The organism is Bradyrhizobium sp. SK17 (genome assembly GCF_002831585.1).
Classification (GTDB): Bacteria; Pseudomonadota; Alphaproteobacteria; order Rhizobiales; family Xanthobacteraceae; genus Bradyrhizobium.
Window position 1 is genome coordinate 249,356 of the sequence record NZ_CP025113.1, and the last position, 22,465, is coordinate 271,820.

The following is a 22,465-nucleotide window of genomic DNA, read 5'->3' on the forward strand; positions in this document are numbered from 1 at the left end:
TCCTGATCATTTTTGATTTTTCTGAACGACGCTTGCCGCGGCGTAGAACATGCCGTTGCAAGCGGGGACTGACGTGCCATGACTGCAAAGCGGAACACCCCCGTCGCCCTCATCCGACAAGCCGCCCCGTTCGCGATCCGTGCGGAGCGTGCCTCGGACGTCGTCGCGCGTGAAGCGCTGCTGGATGCCTGCTTTGGCGAGAACCGCCATACGCGCACCTGCCAGCGCCTGCGTGACGGACGCGCGCCCGCCCAAGGCCTGAGCCTTGCGGCCGTGCGCCAGGATGGCCGGCTGGCTGGAACCGTGCGGCTGTGGCACGTCAGCGCGGGGGGCCGCAGCGCGATGATGCTGGGGCCGCTGGCAGTCAACGACGACTGCCGCGGCCTCGGCGTCGGCGCCGCGCTGCTCCGGCGCGCGCTGGCCGTCGCCAAGGCCCGTGGCCATGGCGCGGTGATCCTGCTCGGCGACGCCCCCTATTACGCCCGCTTCGGCTTCACCGCCGCCAAAACCGGCGAGCTGTCGCTGCCCGGTGCTTTCGAGCGCGAGCGGTTGCTTGGCCTCGAGCTCGTCGAGGGGGCGCTGGACGGCACCTGGGGCATGATCACGCCGGCCGGCGCACCGCTGCGGCCCAAGACCAAGGCGACCCGCTCCCGGAAGGCACCGCTCGCCGTGCCGCACGCGGCGTAAGGCGGGCGCCATGGCAGAGAACCTTCCCGTCATCGATGGCGCGCGTCCGCGTTGGCGCGGCCTCGTCACCACGATCATGCTGCTGCTGATCTCGGTCATGATCGTCCGGGACATCCTGATCCGGCGCTGGACCGGCGCGGTGGCGCCGCCGCCGCCGGACACCACGCAGCAGTCCCGCTAGCCATAGCCGTCAGGCTTCCAGGCCAGAATTGAAGGGGTTGCGCGGGCGGCAAAAATGCCCGTAAACCCCGCGAAACGCCTTTTTCCGTCGAGGTCCCACATGCCCCGCCGCTTGATTTCCACCGGCTCGCCCTTCGAGAAAACCGCCGGCTACAGCCGCGCCGTGATCGACGGCGATTTCGCCTTCGTCGCCGGAACCACCGGCTACGACTACACCACGATGACCATGCCGGCCGATGTCACGAGCCAGTCACGGAACTGCTTCAAGACCATCGAGGCGGCCCTCAAGGAAGGCGGCTTCGCGATGGCCGATATCGTCCGTGCGACCTACTACCTCACCGACGTCAACGACGCGGACGCCCATTTCGCGGTCTGTGGCGAGGTTCTCGGCGACATCCGTCCGGCCGCAACGCTGCTGATCGTCGCAGGGCTCTACAAGCCCGAGATGAAGGTCGAAATCGAAGTCACCGCAAAGCGACGTAACCCCTGATCCACTCTACCCGCCGCTAGGCGCTCTCCTGGAGAAAATGATGAATTCCTCCTCGCAGATCTACGCGAAGATCACCGGCCCCATCGTCATGGTCGGCTTCGGCTCCATCGGCAAAGGCACGCTGCCGATGATCGAAAGGCATCTCGATTACGACAAGTCGCGCATCACCGTGATCGATCCCAAGGACGAGGGCCGCAAGGCCCATTGCGAGAAGCACAACGTCAAGTTCATCCAGAAGGCGGTGACCAAGGACAATTATCGGGAGTTGCTGACCCCGCTGCTCACCGAGGGCGGCGGCCAGGGCTTCTGCGTCAATCTCTCGGTCGATACCGGCTCGACCGACATCATGGAGCTCTGCAACGAAGTCGGCGCGCTCTATATCGACACTGTCAACGAGCCTTGGCTCGGCTTCTATTTCGATGCGTCGAAGGGACCGGAAGCGCGCTCCAACTACGCGCTTCGCGAAGTGACGCTGGCCGCCAAGAAGGCGCGTCCCGCGGGCTCGACCACGGCCATTTCCTGCTGCGGCGCCAATCCCGGCATGGTCTCGTTCTTCGTCAAGCAGGCGCTGCTCAATGTCGCCGCCGACCTGAAGCTCAATGCCCCCAAGCCGAAGACCAAGGCCGAATGGGCGGACTTGATGCGGCAGGCCGGCGTCAAGGGCATCCACATCGCCGAGCGCGACACCCAGCGCTCGAAATTGTCGAAGGAGCCGGATGTCTTCGTCAACACCTGGTCGGTGGAAGGTTTCCTGTCGGAAGGCGTGCAGCCATCCGAGCTCGGCTGGGGCACCCATGAGAAATGGCTGCCCGAGAATGCCCATACCCACGAAGCGGGCTGCGGTGCCGCGATCTATCTGATGCAGCCCGGCGCCAACACGCGGGTGCGCACCTGGTGCCCGACCCGCGGCCCGCAATATGGCTTCCTCGTCACCCACAATGAGTCGATCTCGATCTCCGATTACTTCACGGTGCGTGATGGAGCGGGCACCGCGATCTACCGGCCGACCTGCCACTATGCCTATCATCCGTGCGACGATGCCGTGCTGTCGCTGCACGAAATGTTCGGCCGCGCCGCCAAGATGCAGGAGAAACACCACATCCTCGACGAGAACGAAATCGTCGACGGCATCGACGAGCTCGGCGTGCTGCTGTTCGGCCATGACAACAACGCCTACTGGTTCGGCTCGCAGCTCTCGATCGAAGAGACCCGCAAGCTCGCGCCCTATCAGAACGCCACCGGCCTGCAAGTGACCTCCGCTGTGCTCGGCGGCATGGTGTGGGCGCTGGAAAACCCGAACCGTGGCATCGTCGAGGCCGACGAGATGGATTTCGACCGGCTGCTGGAAATCCAAATGCCGTATCTCGGCCCGGTGAAGGGATTCTACACCGACTGGACCCCGCTGACGGATCGCCCCGGACTGTTCCCGGAAGACATCGACACCAGCGATCCCTGGCAGTTCAAGAACATCCTGGTGCGCTGACCCGACGCGATCTCCACTCACGTCATTCCGGGATGGTCCGAAGGGCCAGGCCCGGAATCCATTCCACAACCGAGTTTGCGTCCTGATGGATTCCGGGCTCGCGCTTCGCGCGCCCCGGAATGACGGCAGCTACTTCGCCATGTAGTCGAACGCCACCGAGCCGAGGCCGAGCGTCAGGTCGGCCTTGTAGTGCAAGGCCGAGATCACCTCGCGCACCGGCAACCGGGCCACGTCGCACAGCGCGTGCGGAAACAGGCCGAGCGCGGCGGGACCGGTCCAGGCGCCCTTCAACGTGATGTCGTCGAGATGGAAGCGCACCAGTTCGCAGATCCGCGGGCTGCCGTCGACATGCGGGATGATCTTGAGGATGAAATTCGGCGCCTTCATCGAATTCAGCACCGTGTCGTGGTCGACCTTGCGGTATTTGTAGCCCATGGTGGCGGAAGCGCAGAGCACCGAGCCGTAGTGCAGCGAGCCGACCAGCACGTCGCTCTCGACCGCGATCTTGGGCCGCGCCAGCTTCTTCGGAAATCCCCATAGTTCGCGGCCGCCGGCGATCGGGGCTTCGTCGTCGAGATACATCGCGTGGGTATAGGCGCCGAGTTCACCCTTGAAGCGGACCGGAATCACCTGCCCGGTCTCGGTGTAGTCGCCGAAACCGGTCGAGTCGGGCATACGGATGAATTCGTACTTCACCACCGGCTCGGCGACCTCGAGCGGCTCCGGCACCACGGCGGCGAGCGCCTCAGGGTCGGTCTTGTAGGTGATGATGAAATATTCGCGGTCGTAGAACCGATAGGGTCCCGGCGGGAATGACGGGTTGGTGAGCGGCATCGAATAGGCGGTGCGCCGGACGTCTTCGATCTTCATGGAAGCCCCATCTGTCGTTGGCAAGACGGCAGAGTATGGAGCGGCCGGACCGCCGAGGCGAGACCGTATAATCGGCAGCGCTCGTCAAATGCACGTCACAATGCGCGGCCGCGGCGCGCCTATTTCTTCTCGATCGGCGGCGCGGTCTTTTCCGCAGGCGCGGGCGGCAACACCGGCTTGGCGCCGGCCTTCTGCGCCTCGGCGTCGGGACGGGCCGGCTGCGGCGCCGGCGTGGTCGGCCGCTCGCCGCCGGGCTTCGACTCGGCCGGGGGCGCGGTCTGCTGCGGATCCGGCGAAGGCCGTAGCGGGTGGGTCGCCTGCGCCATCTGCTGCGGCGGCGCCGCATTGATGGCGTGCAGCGCGAACGCCGATACCGCGACGCCCGCCACCACCAGCGTGGCGGCGATCAGCATGTCATTCCGCAGACTGGCCATCTCGTTCACCCGCGACTTGTTCGCGATGTCAACGATCCTGCCTCCGCATCGTTCCGAAGCCGGAGGCGGCGGGAACTCAGTCGGCGGTATTGCTTTCCCAGGTGGCGTGGCGCACGCCGGGCTGCCGCTCGAGGTCGGTCACGACCGCATCCAGCTCGTGCGGGTCGATCGCGGTCGAGACCAGCGTCGCCACGATCTCCGGCAGATCGTCACCGATTTCGACCACGGCGACGTCGGCGACCGGATAATTCGCGGCCTCGAGCTTTTCCACCAGGCGGTCGCGCATGTCAGGCAGCGCCTCGAGGGTGACCGCGAGCTTGACGTAATAGGTCGCCTCCGAGGCCTTCTCGTCCAGCGGGATGCGGTTGATGGCGTTGACCAGCGGACGCAGCAGCGTGTTGCCGGCGATCACGAACACCGTCAGCGCCGCCGCCTGCGCCACCATGTCGGCGCCAGCGCAGGAGCCGACCGCGGCCGAAGACCACAGCGTCGCCGCAGTGTTGAGGCCGCGCACGTCCATGCCCTGCTTCATGATGACGCCGGCACCGAGGAAACCGATCCCCGACACCACATAGGCGATCACCCGCACCGCGCCGTCAGGGCCATCCAGCCGCATCGCCAGATCGACGAAGGCAGCCGCGCCGACCGCGACCAGCACATTGGTGCGCAGGCCGGCGGTGCGCTGGCGATATTGCCGCTCCGCGCCGATCAACGTGCCGAGCACGAAGGCCGAGGCCAGGCTTACCAGCGTGTCAAGGAAGTCGGCGATCTGGAATGTCGCAAGAAATCGCATGGCACTGCCCGGCTGGAGCTACGGTCCCGAAATGCTTCGGATGCCGCGATCTCTTACATTTCCAGGATGCCCGCGTCACCATCTTCCGTGCCGAAGGCGAGCAGCGTGCCCTTGGCATTCCAGCCCAGCGCGGATACCGCGGCGCCGGTATTCCGCCGTACCAGGATCTCGGCGCCGTCCTCGAGCCGCACCATCAGCACGGTGCCATCGGCATAGCCGACCGCCATGATGTCGTTCTTCGGATGGCAGGCGACCACGGCGACCCGCGCCGGCATCGGCGCCAGCATCGCCGGCTCCTTGCCCATCGGCCCGTCCTTGCTGGTGAACGGCCAGACGATCACGGTATCGGCGCCGGAGGTCGCGAGCCCCTTGCCGCCGACGCTCCAGGACATCGAGCGCACCCGGCCGGGATAGCCGCTCATCCGCATATGCCTGTTGTCGGCAAGCCGCCAGCCATGCATCGCGGCCTCGTGCATCGCCGTGACCAGGAATTTGTTGTCCGGACTGAACATCACGGCGAGATGCGAGCCGGCCCATTCCAGGAATTCCGGATTGGCCGCCATGTTGGGAAACCACAGCGTCACGCCGTTGTAATGCGCGATCGCGAGCCGCAGTCCCTTCGGCGCGAACGCCAGCCCGCCGACGGTCGACGGCACCTCGAAGGTTTTCTCTTCGCCCTTCGGGTTGCGCACGAACGCGGTCTTGCCCGCCGACCACGCCACGGTGCCGTCGCTGTGCAGCGCGACGTTGTCGATCCAGCGCCGCTTGGCGTCGGTCGCGATGACAGCGGTCTCGCCTTTGGCGTCGATCGCGATCAGCTTGCCGTCGTCACCGCCGGTGACCAGCCGCTTGCCGTCGGAGGCCGCACACAGGATGGCGCCGAAATGCGTCTCGGTGCGCGTGATCTCGCCGTCGGCGGTCGCGACCGCAACGCTCTCCTCGGCACCGACGAAGAACGCGCGGTCGCCGAGGAAATGCACCGAGCCGACAGCCGCGCCGAGCGGCAGCGGCTTGACGCGATCGGTGATAGAAACAATCGAGGAGGCGGCCTCGCCCGGATCGAACTCTTTCATCACGTGGTGATGCACTGCTCGAAGCCGTCGCGGATCGCCTGCTCCGGCAGCTCGCGACCGATGAACACGACGCGGCTCTCACGCTTCTCGCCGTCCTTCCACTTCCGCTGGTGGTCGCCCTCCAGCATCATGTGGACGCCCTGGAACACGTAGCGGTCGTCATCGCCGGTGAAGGCGAGGATGCCCTTCGAGCGCAGGATCTTCTGGCCTTCGGTGGCGACGAGGTTCTGCAACCACGGCATGAACTTGGTCGGGTCGAGCGGCTTCTCCGAGCGCAGCGACAGCGATTGCATGTCCTCGTCGTGATAGTGCTTCAGGCCGTGGCCATGATCGTGATGATCATGGTCATGGTGATGACCGTGGTCATGATGGTGGTGGTCATGGTCGTGATCGTCGCCGGCCTCGAGGAAATCGGGCTCGATCTCCAGGATGCGGTCGAGGTCGAACGCGCCGCGCTCGAGCACGTCTGCGATCCCGACCTGGCAGCGCTCGGTGCGGTGCAGCTTGGCATAGGGATTGATGCCGCGGATGCGGGCCTCGACCTCGGCGAGTTCGGGCTTGGAGACTAGGTCGGTCTTGTTCAGCACGATGACGTCGGCGAACGCGATCTGGTTCTTGGCTTCCGGCGCATCCTTGAGGCGATCGCTGAGCCACTTGGCATCGGCGACCGTGACCACGGCATCGAGCCGGGCGTTCTTCTGCACGTCCTCGTCGACGAAGAAGGTCTGCGCGACCGGCGCCGGATCGGCAAGCCCGGTGGTCTCGACGATGATGGCGTCGAACTTGCCCTTGCGCTTCATCAGCCCGTCCATGATGCGGACGAGGTCGCCGCGCACCGTGCAGCAGACGCAGCCATTGTTCATCTCGAACACTTCCTCATCGGCGCCGATGATGAGGTCGTTGTCGATGCCGATCTCGCCGAATTCGTTGACGATCACCGCGTATTTCTTGCCGTGGTTCTCCGACAGGATGCGGTTCAGCAGCGTGGTCTTGCCGGCGCCGAGATAACCCGTCAGCACGGTCACTGGAATCTTTTGCGAGGCTTCAGCCATGACAACTCCGAAAGGAACTTGAAAGGCGCTCAACCCCGCAGCAGGGAGGCCCCTGCCCTAGTCGGCGAGCGCGCTGGTCAGGGCCTTTATATTGTGCCTGACCATATCAATGTAAGTGGGTGCCGGGCCCTTTTCGCCCGTCAAACTGTCCGAATACAGGGTGCCGCCGACCTTGGCCCCGGTCTCGGCCGCGATCCGCTGGATCAGGCGCGGATCGGTGATGTTTTCAAGAAAAACTGCCGGAATTTTCGCGTCCCTGATCTGGGCGATGATGGCGGCAATATCGCGTGCGCTGGGCTCGGCATCGGTGGAGACGCTGAGCGGCGAGAAGAACGTCACCCCATAGGCGTCGGCGAAATAGCCGAACGCCCCGTGGGTCGAGATCACCTTGCGCCGGGCCTCCGGTATTTTCGCCACCGCCTCATGCAGTTCGCGATCGAGCACTTCCAGCTTGGCGAGATAGGCGTCGGCATTGGCCTTGAAGATAGCGGCCTGGTCGGGGGCCACCGCGATCAGCCCGTCGCGGATATTGACGACGTAGATCTTCGCATTGGCCACCGACTGCCAGGCATGCGGATCGTCATGCCCGCCCATCTTCCGTGGCATGATCGCCTTGGTGGCCACAATGACCGGCGCCTTGCTGCCGGAGGCCTGCAACAGCCGCGGCATCCAGCCCTCGAAGCCGAGGCCGTTGATGACCAGCAGGCGGGCGTCCGCGACCTTCTTGGCATCCGCCGGCGTCGGAGCGTAGACATGGGCATCACCGTCGGGCCCGACCAGCGCGGTGACATCGACCCGGTCGCCGCCGACGTTCCGCACCATGTCGGCCAGGATCGAGAAGCTCGCCACCACATTGATGCGATCGGCGGCACGCGCCGATCCGCTTGCCAGCGCCAGCGCCAGACAGATCAAACCAAACAAACGCCGCATGATTACGCCTCGAGATGTCGGCCAGGAAACAACTGCCGCACCAGGCCGCTGACATTGCCGAACAGCAGCGACACGATATAGAGCCCCGCCGCGACCAGGATGATCGCCGGGCCGGAGGGGATGCGGGTCTGGTACGACAGCACGAGCCCGGCATAGCCGGACAACATCGCGCTCGCAACCGCGATGCAGATCATCGTGGTGATGTCGCGCGACCAGAACCGCGCGATGCCCGCGGGCAGGATCATCAACCCGACGCCGAGCAGCGTGCCGAGCGCATGGAAGCCGTTGACGAGGTTGACCACGACCAGCGCGAGGAAGGCAAGATGCGCCGGCGCGCCGGCCCGGCTCACGGTGCGCAGGAAGATCGGATCGACGCACTCGATCACCAGCGGCCGATAGATCACCGCCAGCACCAAAAGCGTGATGGTGGCGTTGAACGCGATCACCAGCAGCGTCTGGTCGTCCATCGCCAGGATGTTGCCGAACAGCACGTGCAGCAGGTCGATATTGGTGCCTTTGATCGAGACGATGGTGACGCCGAGCGCGAGCGAGACCAGATAGAAGGTCGCGAGCGAGGCGTCCTCCTTCAATTCGGTGGTGCGGGCGACGAGGCCTGCGAGCAGTGCCACGGTGAAGCCCGCGACCAGGCCGCCGGTCGTCATCGCGAACAGATTGAGCCCGGAGATCAGGAAGCCGATCGCAGCCCCCGGCAGAATCGCATGCGCCATGGCGTCGCCGACCAGGCTCATCCGTCGCAGCATCAGGAACACGCCGATCGGCGCACCGCCGAGCGACAGCGCGATCACGGCCGCCAGCGCGCGGCGCATGAATTCGAATTCGGTGAAGGGCGTGATCAGCGCGTCTGATAGCATCGGCGTCAGGCAGCCCTCGAGCGCGGATCGACGGCGCAGGCGGCGGCACCGTCGTCGAACGCCTCGCACATCTTCATCGCGACCATCAGATTGTCCGCGGTCAGCGTCTGCGCGGTCGGACCCCATTCGACCGGACCGCGCGCCAGCAGCAGCGTTTCCGGGAAATTGTTGCGCACCATGTCGAGGTCATGCAGCGCAGCCAGCACGGTGCGGCCCTCGCCGTTCCAGCGCTTCACCAGCGCGAGCAGATCGGCCGTGGTCTTGGCGTCGATGGCGTTGAAGGGTTCGTCGAGCACGATCAGGCGGGCGTCCTGCAACAGCACGCGTGCGAACAGCATGCGCTGGGTCTGACCGCCGGACAGCGTGCCGATCGGGCGGTTCTCGAAGCCGTTGAGGCCGACCGCGGCGAGCGCCGCCAGGATCTTGTCGCGCGCAGCCCTGCCGATGCCGCCGAAGAAGCCGGTCGAGCGCCACAGCCCGGTGCCGACGAAATCGAACACCGAGATCGGGAACGTGCGGTCGATGTCGGCGGATTGCGGCAGATAGGCGATGTCGCGGTGGTCCAACCCGTCGAGATCGATCGCGCCGGACAGCGGCTTGAGCACGCCGGCGATGCCGCGCAGCAGCGTCGACTTGCCAGCACCATTCGGGCCGATCACGGCCAGCAGCGCACCGGCCTCGACGGCGCCGGTAAGATGGTGCACGGCCGGGTGGCGGTCATAGCCGAGGGTGACGTCGCGGAAGGTGACAAGAGCAGCCACGGGTGTCACCTCATCGCCAGCCAGACCACGGCCCACAGGCAGGCGCTGACCGCCAGCGCCGCCAGCAGGCGGGCTGGTACGGGCATCCGCAGGATCGACCAGGGCGCCGCCTGGGCCGGATGCGCGGCTGGGCCGTGGCTGTGCCCGTGGGGATGGGCGTGGCCGTGATGGTGGTGGTCGTGGGTGTGCGTATGCGCCATGGCCAGACTGTTATATTATAACATAACGCGAGTCCACAAAGCAGGAACTCATGGCCGACCCGCGAAATCGTGGGAGATTCGAGCGGGGGATGAGGCGATTTCACCGGGACGGAACCGGCGGAGACGAACCCAGGGCCAAGCCATGGAAACATGCCGCCGGCCGACCAATACGGACCAGTCGAGCGGCAACCGGTGTGTAGTTCTCTCCGGGGTAATGGGTCCTGGCTTTCGCCAGAACGACGATGGGGATGGTTCTCTATTCAAGATGTCGAACGCGCGGTGTCGTCACCCGCGCATAGCTTTCGCGGGCGATCCAACGGAGTAGCCCGAGTTCTGTCCATTCGTCGTCCCGGCGAAGGCCGGGAGGTGGATTCACACTCGAAGTGCAACACTTGAGCAGCAAAGACCTCTGTCGGGGTCTTGAAGTCAAGGCATTTGCGCGGGGTGTTGTTGTAGGCGGCGATGGACTTGCGAAGGCGGCGGGTCGGCAGCTTCTCAAGGTCGGTGTTGCGCGGGATGAAGCGGCGCATGCGGCCGATGGCGTTCTCGATGCCACCTTTCTGCCAGGGGGCGTGGGGATCGCAGAAGAACGTCTTGATCAAGAGGCTTTGCAAGGAAAGGTGAGCTGCGAACTCGGTGCCGTTGTCGAAGGTGACGGTCCGGCGGATCGGTTGTGGCAGGACCTCGAACAGGCGCACGAGATGGTGGGCGACGCCGGAGGCGAGCTTGCTTGCGAGGGGGACGCCGAGCAACAGGCGGGAGGTGCGCTCATGCACGGCCAAGATCTGCTGACCGTATTTGGAGAACATCATGAGGTCGGCCTCCCAATGGCCCGGGGTCTTGCGATCGGCGACCTCGATGGGGCGCTGATCCAGCGAAACACGGCCTTCGATGAAGCTTGCGGGACTGCCGCCCCGCTTGCCGCGACGACCGCGCTTGCTCTTGCCGCGCGGCAAATAGCGCCGCCAGCTGAAGTCCGAGGTGCGGGTGAGCTGGGCATAGATGAAGCGGTAGATGCTCTCATAGGAGATCACCCTGCGGCCGTGCTCACGCGCCAGCCGGCCGGCGACCTGCTCGGGCGACCAGCCCCGACCAAGACGTTCCAACACCGCGCGGCGCAGGCCGGGCTCTCGTTCGAGGCGAGAGCCCGTCCAGCGCCGCGCTCGCATCTGTTGCTGGGCATAGCTGGGCTTGTAACCGACCTGAACGCCAGAATTGCGGTTCAGCTCCCGAGAGATCGTTGATGGCGGGCGATCCAAAGCTGCCGCGATTTGCCGGATCGAGCTGCCACCGGCCGAAAGCCTGGCAATCTCGCATCGCTCCTCCAGGCAGAGCTGCTTGTAAGTCCGCCCCATGGCAACACCTCCAGATGGAAGTGTTGCACTTCGTTTGGGAACTCAGGGGACCCATACACCGCAGCAGATATTGTGAGCGGGACTCGTCGTTCCAGCCTTGCGCGCCAGTCAACATTGGTGGTTATGGGTCCCGGCCTTCGCCGGGACGACGCTGCACCGTCATGGCGCATCTCATCTCCGGGTCATCGCCCGGCATGCCGCCTCCGCTAAAGCTCAGCGAAACCCATCCTGTAGTTCCTGACCAACCCTACGCCGGCGGCAGGCCGAGCGACTGGGCGGCCTCCATCCAGACCGGCAGCTCGCGCTGATACAGCGCGTTGCTCTCCTTGAAACCGATCGCGGGCTCCAGCACGAAGGTCGCGAGAACCTCCTTCACCTTCGGATCGTTGTTGGCGGCGACACACAACTCGGACAACCGGTCGACGATCGGCTGCGGCGTCGCCTTCGGCACCGCCCAGCCGGAGAAGCCGCTCACGGTGAAGAATTTCGACGTCGCGCCCTGTTCGGGCAGCGTCGCGATCTCCGGGATCGTGCCGACCTTCTTCGCATGCACGGCGAACACCACGCCGCGGTTGCTTTGCAGGACGGTTTGCGCCGCGGTGTAACTGCCCATCGCGACATCGAGCGTGCCTTCCGCAAGGCCGGTCCACATCGGCGCTTCGCCGCGATAATGGATCGGCTCGATGCTGAGGCCGTATTGCTTGTTGAGCTCGTTGACCGTCATGTGTGGGGCGGAGCCCGCGCTGTAGGTACCGAAATTCACCTTGCCGCTGCTCCGCGCATAGGCGACGAACTCCGCCAGCGTCTTGACGCCGAGCTTCGGGCTCGCGACCAGCAGGAGCCCGCCGCCCGGGATGACACTGACCAGCGTCAAATCCTTGTCCATGTCGTAGCCGGGATTCTTCATCATCGCGCGGTTCATCACGTAGGTCGTCGAGATCGAGCACAGGATGGTGTGTCCGTCGGGCGCGGCGCGCGCGACTTCAGCGGCGCCGATCGAGCCCGAAGCGCCCGCCTTGTTCTCGATCACGACGGTCTGCCCGACCTGCCTTGCGATGAATTCGCCGAACGCGCGCGCCAGAAGGTCGGTCTGGCCGCCTGCCGGATAGCTGCAAATCATGCGGATCTGCCGCGACGGCCAGGTGCCTTGCGCTACGGCTCCGCGCGACAGCAAAGGCAGCGCAGCTGTCGCCGCTCCGGCAGCGATGATGTGGCGGCGGCTGAATTTGGTTGGCATGCAAGTCCCTCCCCGATTTTTTGGTGAGGGTAGCGCATTGCCCGATCCCAGCTACGGGACAGATTGGCGCAGCGGCCGCGGTCGCGCTCACCCGGCTTCTCTGCTCGGAGTCATCGTGCCTAGAACGGGTAGTAGCGGATCTGGGTCATGATGATGTGGTCGTCGGTCTTCGGCGCGCCACCGACACCCTGAAAGGCGAAGCGCTGGGTGTAGGAATACTGCGCGCCGGCCTTGATGGTGCCGTAGGCGCCCTTGAAGATCGTGTCGTAGAACCCCGCAGTGTATTGCCTGACCTCCGACGTGTTGCCGTTGCAGGTGGCAGCCGGCGAGTTCTCGATGTTGCAGCCGAGGTTGTTGTAGAGCGGATTGCCGTAACCGAACGGCACCGTGCCAACATCGGAGAACGTCGCCTTGGTCTTCTCGAGACCGGCATAGGCATAGAGATCGAGCGACGGCGTGGTGTGCCAGACCGAACCGACCAGGAAGGCCGTGATCGGCAGCGGCTGGATCGAGCCGTCCTGGCGCAGCGTCGCGTCGGGGAACGGGGTTGCCGTGAAACGGCCGAGCGCGCCGTAGGAGGCCGAGGCCTGCACTTCCAGCGTCTTCGGCACGATCTCGGCCGAGAGGTGGCCGCCGAAGCTCACCGTGTTGACGTCATGGTTGGCGAAATTGAAGCGATCGTAGAAATCACGATACATCGCCCACGCCTCGACATGCAGCTTGTAGGGCCCGAGCCGCGGGTCCGACGCTCCCTTCACGGTGAGGTCCGGAACGTGATTGAGGCTGACATTGTTCAGGCTGTTGAAGAAGCTGCCGCCCGGGCCGGTCAGATTGACCAGCAGGTTCGGATTGAGCACGCCCTGCGGCCCGACCGCCGGCGTACCGACCAGCGGCGTGTTGCCGCCGAAGAAGGACGACTGCGGATTCTCGGCCGAGACCGCGAGCTTGAACTCGGGGCCGATGTCCTGCCAGACCCGCAGACCCGGTTGCCGTGCGCCGAGGAAACCCGGCACCAGTTCGAAATCGATCACGCCGGGCGTATCCGCGCCGCGCGGATCGATGCCCGCCTTGCTCGGCGTGTTCAGCGACCAGGACTGGCCGGCGAGGACATGGAAACCGAGATCGGTGCGGTCGATCTCGACGCTGGCCTGCCGCAGCCGCGGATTGAACGAATTGGTCGCGACCGAATTCGCGGTCTGTGCCGCGCCCTCGAAATCGAGTTCGCCATAACCGGCGATGTGAATGTCCGACGTTGCGTTGGCTTCGGCAAGCACCGAGAAGCGGGTCTGGCGCGCGGTGAAGCGCGATTCGCCGGTGTTGTAGTTCTTGCTCTGCGGGAACGGGATGAAGTTGAAGACCGAGCCCGAATCGGAGGCGAGATTGCGGCTGCGGTAGATGCCGGTGAGATCGACCCAGCCGCCGAAGGTGAAGCTGACGCCCCGGTAGCACAGCTTGCCCGACGCGCAAGGATCGAACGGCACCGGCGCTTTCGCCGTCATCTGCGCGCTCTGCATTGCGCTTTGCCGTGCCGCCAGCGCCTCCTCTTTCTTCGCCTGAGTCTCCATGCGCTGCTCGAGCTGCTTCAGGCGCGCCTTCAGCGCGCGCAGCTCGGACGCATCGTCGTCCGCCAACACCGGCCCCGCCGACAACAGCATGCTGCCGAGCAGAATTCCCCCGAGAATTCGCATCGCTCCCTCCCATGTGAGGATTGTTTCCTCAGGCGTGAGAGAGCGGCGGTCAGGCGACGATATTCGCGGCGGCCCGCAACATTGCGGTCACGTTTTCCTCATCGCGGCAGCGGGAATAGTTTGCGGCAACGGACGATATCGCGCGCGGGAGTGTGCAGAGTGGCTTGGCGCGTAGGGGAGATTAGCCGAAGGCGTCATGCACCGTCTTGAACGACCATGCAAAGCGGCGGATTACGCCAACGCTAATCCGCCCTACAGAGCCGGCATGCACCGCTCAGAACAGCGGCGGAATCTGCGCGACTTTCAGCGGACCCAGGAACACCGCGCCGTCGGCGAAGCGCAGCGGAAAGCTGCGCGCCTTCTTGCCTTCGAGCGTCGCCTCGGTGCCGAGCGAATTGATGCCGGCGGAGATGCCGGCATTGGCGTTCTGCTTGATCACCTTGCCGAGGCCCGGAATCGCGCGATCCAGCGCGCCGAAAAGATTGCTGATGTCCTGGCTCTTCACGCCCGGCGCGACACGATCGAGGGTCGACTGCGGCACGCCGTCGTCCAGCATCTTGTCGATGCCGAGCGCAGGGATCACGCGCTCGAGGCCGGCGACCGTCATCTGCAACTCGCCCTCGATGCGGCCTTGCGCGTTGAGGCGGAGCGTGCCGGCCGCGACCGACAGCACGTCACCCTGCTCGATCCGCGATTGCTGGATCTCGACGCTGCCGCCGGCGGCCTGAATCTCGCGGAAGCGATCCGGCCACGGCTTCGGCGAGAAATCCTTCAACCCGTTGAGCCGCGCATGGATGTCGGCGTTGAACGGCTGGGTGAGCAGCGGATGCACCTCCTGCAAGGTGCCGCCATTGATCTGCAACACGGTCTCGATCGCGGGATTGTCCGGCGCCGAGCCGTCGACCTGCCGGCCATGCAGCTCGATGTGATTGACTCGCATCAGCGGCGTCGGCGCGGGACCGCCGGTGCGGTCGATGGCGAGATCGTCGAACACCAGCGAGGCGCGCTGCGGCACCGCCGGCAGGCCGACCACGCTGCTGCGGCCGAGGCGCCAATTCACCGACAACGTCGGCTGCGCGTTGCGCTCGGCGATCGTGGCCGGGCCCTTGAACTCCGCGATCACGAGCTTGGGATCATAGATCTGCGCCACGACCAGGATCTCGGCGAGCCGCGCCACGAACGACATCTGCGGCGAGGCCGTCTGCGACACCAGCATCACGCTGGGCTGCTCGCAGCGGATCTCGAGCCGGAACGGGTAACCCGCCACCGAGCGATTGGCGCAATCATAGACCCGGCCGGCCTTCGCCTCCTGCGCACGCCAGGCATCGGCCTGGACGCCTACCTGCGAGGCGGCGAAGAACCAGAAACCGCTCCACAGCACTGCGGCAATCAGGACCGCGACAGGGACGGCATAGAGGCCGAAGCGCGAGCGGCGGCGGGGAGCGGAGGTCAAATCGGACATGCGGCGTCCTTTGAAGCGCGAATTTGTCAAAATCGAAGCGGCGGCAAAACTTGAGCAACCGTAAGCCTTGAGCAACCATCGGAAACATCACGGAATTTGCTTCGCTTCGACGGCGTGTTCTGCTAGCCCATCAGCGCGATGTCAGCAAATCTCCCCGATCCCGAATCCACCGATAACGACCTCTGGGTGTTCGGCTACGGCTCGCTGATGTGGAAACCGGGCTTCGAATTCCTCGAGCAGGTGCCGGCCCGGCTGATCGGCGAGCATCGCGCGCTCTGCGTCTATTCCTTCGACCATCGCGGCACGCCGGAGAAGCCGGGGCTGGTGCTCGGGCTCGACCGCGGCGGCGCCTGCCGCGGCGTTGCGTTCCGCGTCGCCGCCCGCCTGCGCCACGACACCATCGCCTATTTGCGGGCGCGCGAGCAGACCACCCATGTTTATCGCGAGGTGATGCGCTCGGTGTGGCTGGAGAACGAGGCGCGGCAGCGCGTCTCCGCGCTGGCCTATGTGGTCGATCGCGGCCATGTGCAATATGCCGGCCGGCTGTCGCTGACGGAACAGCTGCGCTTCGTGCAGCAGGGCCACGGCCGCTCGGGCAACAACCGCGACTATGTGCTCTCGACCGTGGCCTCGATCGAGAAGCAGGGCCTTCGCGACGCGCAATTGCACCAGCTCGCGGCGATGCTGCACGCCGCCGGCACGCAGCATCGGGATGCGCATGCGGCGGGCGGGCTCGATCCAGCCTGAGCGCGCCGTTGGCGCTGATCCCATGGGTTGAGGAACCGGGTTGTTGAAGTTTCGCCACGGCGCGAACAACATTGTGGTCTCAATTTCCGGTCGCTGGAATGGAACGACCGGAATGCGCCTCTCATTGCCCAAGCTCGCCGCGATCGGCCTGCTGTTGCTGCTCAACACGCCATCCCATGCCGGTCTGAGAGAGGATGGCGCGGCCTGCGACGCCAAGGATTCGCACCCGGAGCTCGCGATCCCTGCCTGCACGCGGCTGATCGCGGTCAATCCCAGGGGACGCGACCTCGCCATCACCTATTACAACCGCGCGCTCGCCTGGCATAACAAGGGCGATCTGGAAAAGGCCAAGTCGGATTACGATCAGTCGATCGCGATCAATCCGGCGTTTGCGCCGTCCTATGGCCAGCGCGCCAAGGTCTTCCTGCAAACCCAGGACTACGACCGCGCGCTGAGCGACTTCGATCAAGCGATTCGGCTGAAGCCCGCCGGTCCGTTCAGCGCCGGCTGGTTCAACAATCGCGCGGAGGTGTCCGTCGCAACCGGCGACTATGATCGCGCGCTGGCCGATTACGGCAAATCAATCGAGCTCGATCCCAACTCGTGGTACGCCTATGTCAATCGGGCGCTGGTGTACGATTTCCGCGGCAAGGACCGGCTCGCGGCGCTGCATTGCCAGAATGCGATCAAGGTCGCGCCGCGCGCAGGCGGCCCCTATTTTTGCCGGGCCGTCATCGAGGTCAGCGCCGGCGACATCGACAATGCCTCGCGCGACATCGAGCGCGCGATCACCATTCAGGGCGACCAGGCTGCGTTCTACTCGCTGCGCGGCCTGACGCTGGCCAGCAAGGGCGAGCTCGATCAGGCCATCCGCGACTACGACCACGCCACGCAGCTCGATGCGCAGGGCGCGCTGAACTACGCACGGCGGGGGCTCGCCGACGAGAAGAAGGGCGATGTCGACGGTGCACGCACCGACTTCCGGCACGCACTCGACGTCCTCGGTCTCGATCAGCTCGACCGCACGCAGGGCCAGCGTATCGCCAGGGATGGCCTGCAACGGCTCGACAAGGTCGCCGCCACGGACAAGAGCGTGATTGCGGATCACGCCGCGGCCAAGCCGGTTCCTGCGCTCACGGCCGCAGTGCCGGTTGCGCCGGTCGGCGCGGGCCAGAAGCCAGCGACGACGGAGCGGCGCGTCGCCCTGGTCGTGGGCAACTCGAAATACCGCTCGGTGCCGGTGCTGCCGAACCCCAGCCAGGATGCGACAGCGATCGCAGATACACTGCGCGCCGTGGGCTTCCAGGACGTCCGTCTCGTCACCGACGCCACGCGCGACAGCCTGGTCGAGGCCCTCAAATCATTCGCCAACGCCGCCGACGGCGCCGACTGGGCCGTGGTCTACTATGCCGGTCACGGCATGGAGATGGCAGGCGAGAACTATCTGGTGCCGGTCGACGCCAAGCTCGCCACCGACCGCGACGTGCCGTTCGAGGCGGTCGCCCTGACCCAGGTGATGGGCGCCACCGAAGGCGCGCGCAAGCTGCATCTCGTTATTCTCGACGCTTGCCGCGACAATCCGTTCGCCAACCAGATCAAGCGCACCGTCGCGTCGCGGTCCATCGGACGGGGCCTGGCCCAGGTCGAGCCCGACAGCGGCACGCTGGTGGTCTACGCCGCCAAGCACGGCCAGGTCGCGCTCGACGGCGACGGCGCTCACAGCCCGTTCGTGACCGCGCTGATCAAGCGCATGCAGACGCCGCGGATCGAGATCCGCAAACTGTTCGACCTCGTGCGCGACGACGTCATGGCCGCGACCGATCGCCGGCAGCAGCCCTTCAGCTATGGCTCGGTGCCGGGTAGCGAAGATTTCTACTTCGTCAGCGCGAGCCAGAACGCGGCGAAATAGGCTGGATGCAATGACCACCGGGATGTCCAGATTGCGCAGCGACGACCCGCTCGCCGCGGAGCTGACCGCGGCGATCAAGGGCGGTGAGGCTGAGCGCTTGCGCGCGCTGCTCGCCGCGCATCCCGAGCTGGCGCGCTGCGTGGTCGAGGATGCGAAGGGCGGCGGACGGACGCCACTGCATCTGTTGGCCGACTGGCCGGGCCACAATCCCAACGCGGCCGCGGTCGTGCAGATCCTCACTACTGCCGGCGCCGCTCTCGATGCACCGGCGGTCGCGATGTGGCATCGCGAAACGCCGCTGCACTGGGCCGCCAGCAACGACGACGTGGCGCTGATCGACGCGCTGCTCGATGCCGGCGCCGATCTCGAGCATGAGGGATCGTCGATCGATGGTGCCTCGCCGCTGTCGTCGGCGGTCGGCTACGGCCAATGGGCGGCGGCACGGCGGCTGGTCGATCGCGGCGCGCGGACACAGCTGTGGCACGAGGCGGCGCTCGGCATGCTGCCGCAGATCACCCGCCGGCTCGCGGCTGCGGCGCTGCCGGCCGATCAGCTCTCAGGACCATTCTGGAACGCCTGCCATGGCGGGCAACTCGCCGCGGCGGAGGTTCTGCTCGCGCACGGCGCCGACCTCGACTGGCCCGCGCCCTGGTCCGGACAAACACCGCTCGACATCGCCGAACAGGTGGAGTGTCGCGAGGTCGTGGCCTGGCTGCTCGAACGCGGCGCCATGCGCGCAAGCAAGAATACCGCGGGCTGAGCGACCCGGAAGGATCGCGCCGCAAATCCGGTCCGGCCTTTGTCGCGACCATGCAAATCGCGGCGGAGGTGTGGCAGCGCGCCGTGACATTTGGGCTTTTGCATCGCGGCGCGGACGGATAGAAGCTGATCCGCAAATGCCGTCGCTGATGTCATGAACCTCTCCGCCCCTTTGTCCGCCGGCCGGTCGGCACCACGCTACTGTCGATTGGACTGGTGGTGGCGGGCATCATTGCGTTCTTCAAGCTGCCGGTATCGCCGCTGCCCGACATCGACATCCCGACCATCATGGTACAGGCAACTTTGCCCGGCGCCAGCCCGGCCGACGTCGCCGCCACGGTGGCGAGCCCGCTGGAGCGGCATCTCGGCCAGATCGCCAGCGTGACCGAGATGACGTCGCAGTCGTCGCTCGGCTCGGCCGTCATCGTGCTGCAATTCGACATCGACCGCGACATCAATGGCGCCGCGCGCGACGTGCAGGCCGCGATCAACGCGGCGCGCGCCGACCTGCCAACCAATTTGCGCGCCAATCCGACCTACCGCAAATTCAACCCGGCCTCGGCGCCGATCCTGATCTACACCTTGACCTCGGATACGCTGACCCCGGCCGAGCTCTATGACGCCGCCTCGACCGTGCTGGCGCAGAAGCTGTCGCAGGTCGAAGGCGTCGGCCAGGTCTCGGTCGGCGGCGGTTCGCTGCCCGCGGTGCGGGTCGAGCTGATCCCGCCGGCGCTCAACAAATACGGCATCGGGCTCGAAGACGTCCGCGCCGCGCTGTCGAGCGCCAACGCGCACAGCCCGAAGGGCGGCATCGACGTCGGCGGCCAACGCTACCAGATCTACGCCAACGACCAGGCGCGCAAGGCGGCCGACTACAAGCCGCTGGTCGTCGCCTACCGCAACGGCGGGCCGGTGCGGCTGACCGATGTCGGCGACGTCATCGATTCCGTGGAAAATGTCCGCACCCTCGGCCTTGCCGACGGCAAGCCGGCGATCGTGATGATCGTGTACCGGCAGCCCGGCGCCAACATCATCAAGATGGTCGACAAGGTGATGGGGCTGATGCCGCAGCTCAAGGCCTCGGTATCGCCGGCGATCGACATCAATCTGGCAATGGACCGCTCGAAGACGATTCGCGCCTCGCTGCACGACGTCGAGATCACGCTTTTGATCGCGGTCGCGCTGGTGATCCTGGTGGTGTTTGCATTCCTGCGCAATGCCCGCGCCACGCTGGTGCCGGTGGTGGCGGTCGGGGTGTCGCTGATCGCGACCTTCGCGGTGATGTACCTGCTCGGCTACAGCCTCGACATCTTCTCGCTGATGGCGTTGACGGTGGCGACCGGGTTCGTGGTCGACGACGCCATCGTGGTGCTGGAAAACATCACCCGCCACATGGATGCCGGAATGTCGCGGCTGGAGGCGACGCTGCTCGGCACCCGCGAGGTCGGCTTCACCGTGCTGTCGATGAGCGTATCGCTTGTCGCGGTATTCGTGCCGATCCTGTTCATGGGCAGCCTGGTCGGCCGCCTGTTCCGTGAATTCGCCATGACCATCACGATTGCGATCGTGATCTCGCTGGTGGTCTCGCTGACCACGACGCCGATGATGTGCGCGGTGGTGCTGCGCAAGGAGGAGGCCGGCCAGCCGCACGGCCTGATCTACCGGATCAGCGAGCGCGCCTTCGAGCTGATGCTGAGCGGCTACCGCGCGACGCTCGGCGTCGCGCTGCGCCATCCGCTGCTGGTGATGCTGATCCTCGCCTCAACGCTGTATCTGAACTTCCATCTCTACGCGGTGGTGCCGAAGGGCTTCGTGCCGCAGCAGGACACCGGGCTGCTGGTCGGCTCGATCCAGGCCGACCAGAGCACCTCGTTCCAGCTGATGCAGCGGAAGCTGACCCAGTTCATCGACATCGTGAAGTCGGATCCGGCGGTCGATACCGCGGTCGGCTTCACCGGCGGCGGAGGGGTCGGCCCCGGCGGCACCAACACCGGCACGGTGTTCGCCTCGCTGAAGCCGATGAACGAGCGCAGGCTACGCGCCGACAAGGTGATCGAGCGGCTGCGCGAGCCGCTCGCCAAGGTGGCCGGCGCCACCCTGTTCCTGCAATCGGTCGGCGATCTCGGCGCCGGCGGCCGCTCCGGCAACGCGGCCTATCAGTACACGCTGAAGGGCTCGACCTCCCAGGAGCTCAACGAATGGACGCCGAAGCTAGTCGCGGCGCTGCAAAAGGAGCCGACGCTCGCCGACGTCAACAGCGACCAGCAGAACAAGGCGCTGCAGGCCAACGTGGTCATCGACCGCGATGCCGCCTACCGGCTCGGCCTCAACATAGCTCAACTCGACAACACGCTGTATGACGCGTTCGGGCAGCGCCAGGTCTCGACCATCTTCGTCGCCCGTAACCAATATCACGTCATCATGGAGGTCGCGCCGCGCTTCTCGCAAGATCCGCAGACCCTGAAGGACGTCTACATCTCGAGCTCGGGCGTTTCGGCGACCGGCACGCAGTCGACCAACGCGGTGGCCGGAACGGTCTCCTCGTCGGCGCAGAAGAGCTCGGTCAGCTCGGTCGCCGCCAATGTGGTGCGCAACCAGGCGACCAACTCGATCGGCGCCACCGGCAGGGGCGTCGCCTCGACAGGCAGCGCGGTCTCGACCAGCGCGGCGACCATGATCCCGCTGTCGACGGTTGCCCGCTTCGAGCACGGCGAGACGCCGCTTTCCGTCAACCACCAGGATCTCCTGGTCGCCAGCACCATCTCGTTCAATCTGCCGCCGGGCGTCTCGCTGAGCACGGCAACCACCACGATCGAGAATGCGATGCACGCGATCAACATGCCGGCGGGCATCAGCGGCGGGTTTGCCGGCTCCGCAAAAATCTTCCAGCAGGCTCTCGCCAACGAGCTGTTCCTGATCCTGGCTGCGCTGGCGACGATCTACATCTCGCTCGGCATGCTCTATGAGAGCTACATCCACCCGCTGACCATCCTCTCCACCCTGCCCTCGGCCGGCGTCGGCGCGGTAGCGGCGCTGATGCTGTCGCACACCGAATTCGACCTGATCGGCGCCATCGGCGTGATCCTGCTGGTCGGCATCGTGAAAAAGAACGCCATCATGATGATCGACTTCGCGCTCGACGCCGAGCGCCAGCGCGGGCTGTCGTCGCGCGATGCGATCTACGAGGCCTGCCTGATGCGCTTCCGTCCGATCATGATGACGACGCTCGCCGCGCTGTTCGGCGCGGTGCCGCTGATGATCGGCCTCGGCGAAGGCAGCGAGTTGCGTCAGCCGCTCGGCATCGCGATTTTCGGCGGATTGATCCTGAGCCAGATCCTGACGCTCTACACCACGCCGGTAGTCTATCTCTATCTCGACCGCGCGCGGCTCTGGAGCCAGCGCCGCCGCGCCGCGCGGCGCGCAAGGCGGGCCGCAGCGTCGGGCGCCTCCTGACCAGCCGCGGCCGACGGCGCGTCGGCCGGC

At 65.8% G+C, this 22,465-nt stretch carries 21 protein-coding genes; 8 read left to right on the forward strand and 13 right to left on the reverse strand.

The features are described 5' to 3' along the window. Positions 1-78: 78 nt before the first annotated feature. From CWS35_RS01205 to CWS35_RS01215, 4 genes are all read left to right on the forward strand, one after another. Positions 79-687, forward strand: coding sequence for a GNAT family N-acetyltransferase (locus tag CWS35_RS01205; protein WP_100950326.1), 609 nt, complete (start codon positions 79-81; stop codon positions 685-687). 10 nt (positions 688-697) lie between these two features. Then, positions 698-868: a hypothetical protein gene (locus CWS35_RS39385; RefSeq protein WP_168200248.1), complete on the forward strand. Its 171-nt coding sequence runs from the start codon at positions 698-700 to the stop codon at positions 866-868. Between the two features lie 99 nt (positions 869-967). Then, a complete protein-coding gene (locus CWS35_RS01210; protein ID WP_100950328.1) occupies positions 968-1,357 on the forward strand; it encodes a RidA family protein in 390 nt (129 codons plus the stop codon). 40 nt (positions 1,358-1,397) lie between these two features. Further along, positions 1,398-2,840, forward strand: a complete 1,443-nt coding sequence (locus CWS35_RS01215; RefSeq protein ID WP_100955938.1) for a homospermidine synthase — start codon at positions 1,398-1,400, stop codon at positions 2,838-2,840. Positions 2,841-2,969: 129 nt separating this feature from the next. On the opposite strand, the gene CWS35_RS01220 is transcribed toward CWS35_RS01215, so the two are convergent. The 13 genes from CWS35_RS01220 to CWS35_RS01280 all read right to left on the reverse strand — a co-directional run bounded on the left by CWS35_RS01220 (position 2,970) and on the right by CWS35_RS01280 (position 15,567). Next, complete coding sequence (locus CWS35_RS01220; protein WP_024584789.1) at positions 2,970-3,710, reverse strand: acetoacetate decarboxylase; 741 nt, start codon at positions 3,708-3,710, stop codon at positions 2,970-2,972. 119 nt (positions 3,711-3,829) lie between these two features. Continuing rightward, a complete protein-coding gene (locus tag CWS35_RS01225; RefSeq protein ID WP_029880178.1) occupies positions 3,830-4,144 on the reverse strand; it encodes a hypothetical protein in 315 nt (104 codons plus the stop codon). A 76-nt stretch (positions 4,145-4,220) separates the two neighbouring features. Next, entirely contained in the window at positions 4,221-4,937 is a 717-nt protein-coding gene (locus CWS35_RS01230; RefSeq protein ID WP_024584787.1) for an MgtC/SapB family protein, read from the reverse strand. A 53-nt stretch (positions 4,938-4,990) separates the two neighbouring features. After that, entirely contained in the window at positions 4,991-6,010 is a 1,020-nt protein-coding gene (locus CWS35_RS01235; RefSeq protein ID WP_168226246.1) for a WD40 repeat domain-containing protein, read from the reverse strand. Then, complete coding sequence (locus CWS35_RS01240; RefSeq protein WP_100950332.1) at positions 6,010-7,062, reverse strand: GTP-binding protein; 1,053 nt, start codon at positions 7,060-7,062, stop codon at positions 6,010-6,012. The genes CWS35_RS01235 and CWS35_RS01240 overlap by 1 nt, the downstream gene beginning before the upstream one ends. A gap of 57 nt (positions 7,063-7,119) precedes the next feature. Continuing rightward, positions 7,120-7,992, reverse strand: coding sequence for a metal ABC transporter substrate-binding protein (locus tag CWS35_RS01245; protein ID WP_100950334.1), 873 nt, complete (start codon positions 7,990-7,992; stop codon positions 7,120-7,122). A gap of 2 nt (positions 7,993-7,994) precedes the next feature. Beyond that, on the reverse strand, positions 7,995-8,864 hold the full coding sequence (locus tag CWS35_RS01250; RefSeq protein WP_024584783.1) for a metal ABC transporter permease: 870 nt from the start codon (positions 8,862-8,864) through the stop codon (positions 7,995-7,997). A 5-nt stretch (positions 8,865-8,869) separates the two neighbouring features. After that, a complete protein-coding gene (locus CWS35_RS01255) occupies positions 8,870-9,625 on the reverse strand; it encodes a metal ABC transporter ATP-binding protein (RefSeq protein ID WP_100950336.1) in 756 nt (251 codons plus the stop codon). Positions 9,626-9,630: 5 nt separating this feature from the next. Then, positions 9,631-9,825, reverse strand: coding sequence for a hypothetical protein (locus CWS35_RS39925; protein ID WP_024584781.1), 195 nt, complete (start codon positions 9,823-9,825; stop codon positions 9,631-9,633). A 260-nt stretch (positions 9,826-10,085) separates the two neighbouring features. Next, positions 10,086-11,180 carry an IS30 family transposase gene (locus CWS35_RS01265; RefSeq protein WP_245438833.1) on the reverse strand — a complete coding sequence of 365 codons (1,095 nt, stop codon included), beginning with the start codon at positions 11,178-11,180 and terminating at the stop codon, positions 10,086-10,088. 247 nt (positions 11,181-11,427) lie between these two features. Then, the gene (locus CWS35_RS01270; protein WP_100950339.1) at positions 11,428-12,417 is read right to left on the reverse strand and encodes a tripartite tricarboxylate transporter substrate binding protein; all 990 of its coding nucleotides are present in this window, start codon (positions 12,415-12,417) and stop codon (positions 11,428-11,430) included. A 119-nt stretch (positions 12,418-12,536) separates the two neighbouring features. Beyond that, positions 12,537-14,105, reverse strand: a complete 1,569-nt coding sequence (locus CWS35_RS01275; RefSeq protein ID WP_245438834.1) for a hypothetical protein — start codon at positions 14,103-14,105, stop codon at positions 12,537-12,539. A gap of 274 nt (positions 14,106-14,379) precedes the next feature. After that, positions 14,380-15,567 carry a DUF2125 domain-containing protein gene (locus CWS35_RS01280; RefSeq protein WP_100950343.1) on the reverse strand — a complete coding sequence of 396 codons (1,188 nt, stop codon included), beginning with the start codon at positions 15,565-15,567 and terminating at the stop codon, positions 14,380-14,382. Between the two features lie 138 nt (positions 15,568-15,705). Between CWS35_RS01280 and CWS35_RS01285 the strand changes: the two genes are divergently transcribed. The 4 genes from CWS35_RS01285 to CWS35_RS01300 all read left to right on the forward strand — a co-directional run bounded on the left by CWS35_RS01285 (position 15,706) and on the right by CWS35_RS01300 (position 22,435). Beyond that, the gene (locus CWS35_RS01285) at positions 15,706-16,314 is read left to right on the forward strand and encodes a gamma-glutamylcyclotransferase (RefSeq protein WP_100950345.1); all 609 of its coding nucleotides are present in this window, start codon (positions 15,706-15,708) and stop codon (positions 16,312-16,314) included. A 112-nt stretch (positions 16,315-16,426) separates the two neighbouring features. Continuing rightward, complete coding sequence (locus tag CWS35_RS01290; protein WP_100950347.1) at positions 16,427-18,223, forward strand: caspase family protein; 1,797 nt, start codon at positions 16,427-16,429, stop codon at positions 18,221-18,223. A gap of 31 nt (positions 18,224-18,254) precedes the next feature. Next, positions 18,255-18,983, forward strand: a complete 729-nt coding sequence (locus CWS35_RS01295; RefSeq protein ID WP_210202756.1) for an ankyrin repeat domain-containing protein — start codon at positions 18,255-18,257, stop codon at positions 18,981-18,983. A gap of 215 nt (positions 18,984-19,198) precedes the next feature. Next, positions 19,199-22,435: an efflux RND transporter permease subunit gene (locus tag CWS35_RS01300; RefSeq protein WP_305764553.1), complete on the forward strand. Its 3,237-nt coding sequence runs from the start codon at positions 19,199-19,201 to the stop codon at positions 22,433-22,435. Positions 22,436-22,465: the final 30 nt, after the last annotated feature.

Bases quoted from the DNA above. Each gene is read 5' to 3' on its own strand.
- CWS35_RS01205 (WP_100950326.1), top strand. From the start codon at position 79: ATGACTGCAAAGCGGAACACCCCCGTCGCCCTCATCCGACAAGCCGCC.
- CWS35_RS39385 (WP_168200248.1), top strand. From the start codon at position 698: ATGGCAGAGAACCTTCCCGTCATCGATGGCGCGCGTCCGCGTTGGCGC.
- CWS35_RS01210 (WP_100950328.1), top strand. From the start codon at position 968: ATGCCCCGCCGCTTGATTTCCACCGGCTCGCCCTTCGAGAAAACCGCC.
- CWS35_RS01215 (WP_100955938.1), top strand. From the start codon at position 1,398: ATGAATTCCTCCTCGCAGATCTACGCGAAGATCACCGGCCCCATCGTC.
- CWS35_RS01220 (WP_024584789.1), bottom strand. From the start codon at position 3,710: ATGAAGATCGAAGACGTCCGGCGCACCGCCTATTCGATGCCGCTCACC.
- CWS35_RS01225 (WP_029880178.1), bottom strand. From the start codon at position 4,144: ATGGCCAGTCTGCGGAATGACATGCTGATCGCCGCCACGCTGGTGGTG.
- CWS35_RS01230 (WP_024584787.1), bottom strand. From the start codon at position 4,937: ATGCGATTTCTTGCGACATTCCAGATCGCCGACTTCCTTGACACGCTG.
- CWS35_RS01235 (WP_168226246.1), bottom strand. From the start codon at position 6,010: ATGAAAGAGTTCGATCCGGGCGAGGCCGCCTCCTCGATTGTTTCTATC.
- CWS35_RS01240 (WP_100950332.1), bottom strand. From the start codon at position 7,062: ATGGCTGAAGCCTCGCAAAAGATTCCAGTGACCGTGCTGACGGGTTAT.
- CWS35_RS01245 (WP_100950334.1), bottom strand. From the start codon at position 7,992: ATGCGGCGTTTGTTTGGTTTGATCTGTCTGGCGCTGGCGCTGGCAAGC.
- CWS35_RS01250 (WP_024584783.1), bottom strand. From the start codon at position 8,864: ATGCTATCAGACGCGCTGATCACGCCCTTCACCGAATTCGAATTCATG.
- CWS35_RS39925 (WP_024584781.1), bottom strand. From the start codon at position 9,825: ATGGCGCATACGCACACCCACGACCACCACCATCACGGCCACGCCCAT.
- CWS35_RS01265 (WP_245438833.1), bottom strand. From the start codon at position 11,180: ATGGGGCGGACTTACAAGCAGCTCTGCCTGGAGGAGCGATGCGAGATT.
- CWS35_RS01270 (WP_100950339.1), bottom strand. From the start codon at position 12,417: ATGCCAACCAAATTCAGCCGCCGCCACATCATCGCTGCCGGAGCGGCG.
- CWS35_RS01275 (WP_245438834.1), bottom strand. From the start codon at position 14,105: ATGCGAATTCTCGGGGGAATTCTGCTCGGCAGCATGCTGTTGTCGGCG.
- CWS35_RS01280 (WP_100950343.1), bottom strand. From the start codon at position 15,567: ATGTCCGATTTGACCTCCGCTCCCCGCCGCCGCTCGCGCTTCGGCCTC.
- CWS35_RS01285 (WP_100950345.1), top strand. From the start codon at position 15,706: ATGTCAGCAAATCTCCCCGATCCCGAATCCACCGATAACGACCTCTGG.
- CWS35_RS01290 (WP_100950347.1), top strand. From the start codon at position 16,427: ATGCGCCTCTCATTGCCCAAGCTCGCCGCGATCGGCCTGCTGTTGCTG.